This is a genomic window from Mucilaginibacter sp. (genome assembly GCF_039207105.1).
Taxonomy (GTDB): domain Bacteria; phylum Bacteroidota; class Bacteroidia; order Sphingobacteriales; family Sphingobacteriaceae; genus Mucilaginibacter.
The window spans coordinates 1-3,994 of record NZ_JBCECK010000268.1; the positions used below are offsets into that span (position 1 = coordinate 1).

Here is a 3,994-nt window from a genome sequence, read left to right on the forward strand (position 1 = left end):
CCTGTAGAAACCTCAGGTATAGATACTACTAAACGTAATCTGTTTTGATCTTGCAGGGTAAACAATGGATCGGTGCTTTTGCCCCCCGGACCTACATAGGCACCTAAGTTCACGTTACGGCTGGTAATTACACCATCAAACGGTGCCCTGATCTCCAGGTAAGCCAGATTTGCCGATACTTCTTTGTAAGCTGATTTTGCAGCTTCTACATTGGCCAGGTCTGAGTTTTTCTTGGCCTCTGCCTGTTCCAGATCATTTAAAGATACAGTACCTGGTGTTTTGCTGGTGCTTACTAACCTATCATAGGTAGCTTTGCTGGCAAAGTATATCGCTTCCTGTTGTTTTATTCTTGATTCGGCCCCAGCCAATTGCGAGTTGATCTCCGGTGCTTCCAAAACCACCAGTAATTGTCCCTGGTGTACTTCAGAACCAATATCAACTAACAGCTTTTTCACATAGCTGTTCACCTTGGCATACAGGTCAACCTGCTGATAAGGTATCAGCTCGCCCGGGATAGTAACCGCGGTACTCAGTTTTCCTTTTGTTACCGGAACCAGTTGTACCGAAGGTGTTTCAACAGCTTGCTCCTGCTGCTCTTCCTGGCTTTGTTCTTGTTTCTCTTTTTCTTCTGAGTGACAGGCGCTCAGTAAACTGCTGATGGCTACCGCCAAAACAGCAAGCATGAGGGTTGATTTATTTTTAAGATTATTCATGATGATGCAAAGGGACATAAAATTTACTTTCTTTATCTTCAGGGTCTAATGAAACGGATTGTGTGGTGGCATTACCTTGTACCCAGGCAAAAACCAAAGGTAATATTAATAACGCTGCAAAGGTTGAAGCGATAAGCCCGCCAATAACCGCGCGGCCAAGCGGTGAGGTTTGATCACCACCTTCGCCCAGGCCTGATGCCATCGGGATCATACCCACTATCATGGCCAAACTGGTCATTAATATGGGGCGTAAACGTAATGCAACCGCTTCACGGGCAGATTTCAATGCATCGCCATTGTGTTTCCGTAACTCCTCGGCATTGGTAATTAACAATACCGCGTTTGATATAGATACACCTACCGACATGATCATACCCATGTATGATTGCAAGTTTAGTGTAGCACCGGTTATTTTAACCAGCAACAACGAACCAAACAATACCGCCGGTACGGTTGAGAGTACCACGAACGATAGTTTAAACGATTGGAAGTTAGCCGCCAGCATCAGGTATATTACCAGGATGGCTACTATCAAACCCGATTGTAAACTATCAAGTGTTGATGTTAATGTTTGGCTCATACCACGAAGCTCAATAGTTAAACCACGTGGCAGTTTACCTAAGGCGTCAATCGCTTTTTGCACATCATTTGTTGCTGTACCTAAATCTTTATTATTCAAGTTAGCAGTAACTGATAATGTTGGTATTGCGCCAATGTTATCATTTTCACCATTAGTTAAACCGGTTTTAACATCGGCAACATCACTCAATACCGGTCTCGACTGATTAGGCAGCACCGGGATCTCTTTTACATCGTTCAGGCTGGCCATCTGGTACTCTGGTATCTGAACCTGCACCTGGTAGCTTAAGCCAACTTTTTCATCCAGCCACACGTTTTTTTCGGTATACCTTGATGATGAGGTTGAAGCAATGAGCGAGCGGGAAATATCACCTACTCCAACACCCAACTGCGCTGCACGTTGCCTGTCGATAGTAATATCTAAAGACGGATAATTGAACGACTGGCCAATTTGCACGTCGCGTAAATAATCAATCTTTCTCAGTTTGTCCATCACCTTAAAGGCGTACTCCTGATTTTGCTTTTTGTTTTTTCCGGATAAAGCGATTTCAATAGGAGTTGGTGATCCCTGGCTTAAAATTTTATCCGTTAACTCAATTGGCTCAAAAGAAAGGTTTATACCTGGTATCTCTTTATGAATGGCATTCCTGAAACGCTCTTTCAGGTCATCAAGGTTCTTTACTTTGTAGTCTTCAACCAAACTGATCTGCATAACAGCCTCTTGCGGGCCTGCCATGAACAAATAGATAGGGTTTGTTGAGAACGATGCCGGGTGCGAACCAACCATTGTTGAGGTAATAGCAATGTTCTGCTTGCCCACCAAATCGCCCAGGATATGCTGTGCCTTAACCGCTATAGCCTCGGTACGCTCTAAACGTGTACCATCCGGTGCACGTAAACGTACCTGGAATGTACCTGAATTAACCTTTGGTAATACATCACGGCCTATAACGTTGAATAAGAAAAATGCTAAGCCAAACGCGCCTATTACATAAAGGGTTACCAAAATTTTGCGATTTGGCAACATGCGGTCCATCAGGCGCATAAAGCTATCCCTGAACTTATCAAAGCGGGTTACTTTACCATCATGATGTTCCAGCGCCTTTTTCATCGCTTTTTCTTTTTGTTCCCAGGGCTCGCCTTCATCTTCCAGGGCAAAACCATCCTTATGGCTATGGTCTTCATGTTTGTTAACCATGATCCAGTTAGCCATGATAGGCACAAACGTTTGAGCCAGGAAGTATGATATGATCATGGAGAAGCCAATAGCCAATGCCAGCGGCAGGAACAATGCGCCCGGGATACCGGTCATGGTAAATGCCGGAGCAAACACTGCCAGGATACAGAACAGGATCAGCAATTTAGGGAAGGCGATCTCCTTACAGGCATCCCATATAGCCAAAGCCTTAGGCTTGCCCATATCAAAGTGCTGGTGAATGTTCTCGATAGTTACCGTCGATTCATCGACCAGGATACCGATAGCCAGCGAAAGACCGCTCAACGTCATGATATTGATGGTTTGATGGAAAAGACCCAGGAAAAATACCGCCGATATGATACAGGTAGGGATAGTTAATATTACAATTAACGCCCCGCGCTTATCACCCAAAAACAGCAGTACCATAAGCCCGGTAAGCACGGCACCAATAGCACCCTCTTCGGCCAAACTCTTCACCGCGTTAATAACGTATACCGATTGGTCAAACACGAAGGATAGCTTTACGTCCTCAGGCAATAAGGCCTGGAAACGTGGCAATGCTTTTTTCAGGTTTTGTACTACTTCCCAGGTTGAGGCCGTGGCCGATTTGGTAATAGGCAGATAAACCGAACGTTTACCGTTGATCAGGGCGTAACCCTGGGTAATGTCAGCACCGTCCTCAACACTCGCCACGTCATGTAAAAACACGGTTTGTATGCCATTTTTATATAAAGGTATATCTCCAAAATCCGCGATCTTTTTAATAGTAGTGTTAGTTGGCGACAGGTAGTTATAATCGCCTATGCGTACGTTACCAGCAGGGGTATTCTGGTTATTATCGCGCAAGGCGGCTACAATCTGATCGGGGGTCAGGTTGTGCGAGCGCAGCAATCCCGGATCAACCTTGATCACAACAGAACGCTGGTTACCGCCAAAAGGCGCCGGCGCAACCAAACCCGGTATTGATGTAAATGACGACCGCACATAAACCAGCGCGTAGTCAAGCAATTCGTTATTGGAACGTGTTGGGCTGCTTAATACTAACTGACCTACAGGTAGTGTTGAAGCATCAAAACGTAAAATGAACGGAGGCTGCGACCCCGGCGGGAAGGCCGCCTGGGCACGATTGGTGTAACTCGTGACCTCCGCCGCGGCCTGGGCCATGTTGGTGCCCTCGTAAAAAGTAACTTTTATAAGTGTTAAGCCTTGAATGTTTTTGGTTTCGATACTTTTAACGCCCGAAACGAATAACAACAAGTTAACATATTGCTTACCAAAGTAAGCCTCCATTTGGTTTGGGGTAAAACCACCATATGGGTGGGATACATAGATAACCGGCAAATTCAGATCAGGAAAGATATCTATCTTGATTGTACGTACCGCATTGATCCCGAAAAAAAATAGTCCGGCTACTATAACCAATATGGTAATTGGTTTCTGGAGCGCCCCTTTTATCATTCCCATTATAAATGTGTATAGCTGTTATTAAAAATTATTGATAAAT

The 3,994-nt window shown here is 44.8% G+C and carries 2 protein-coding genes; both read right to left on the reverse strand.

The window, feature by feature from the left end:
- Positions 1-713, reverse strand: a 713-nt coding sequence (locus AAGC65_RS25320; RefSeq protein WP_343115244.1) for an efflux RND transporter periplasmic adaptor subunit, incomplete at its 3' end; no start/stop codon positions are given.
- Complete coding sequence (locus tag AAGC65_RS25325; RefSeq protein WP_343115245.1) at positions 706-3,954, reverse strand: efflux RND transporter permease subunit; 3,249 nt, start codon at positions 3,952-3,954, stop codon at positions 706-708. The genes AAGC65_RS25320 and AAGC65_RS25325, both read right to left, overlap by 8 nt.
- Positions 3,955-3,994 lie beyond the last annotated feature (40 nt).

Coding starts and splice junctions, on each gene's coding strand:
- AAGC65_RS25325 (WP_343115245.1), bottom strand. CDS start 3,954: ATGGGAATGATAAAAGGGGCGCTCCAGAAACCAATTACCATATTGGTT.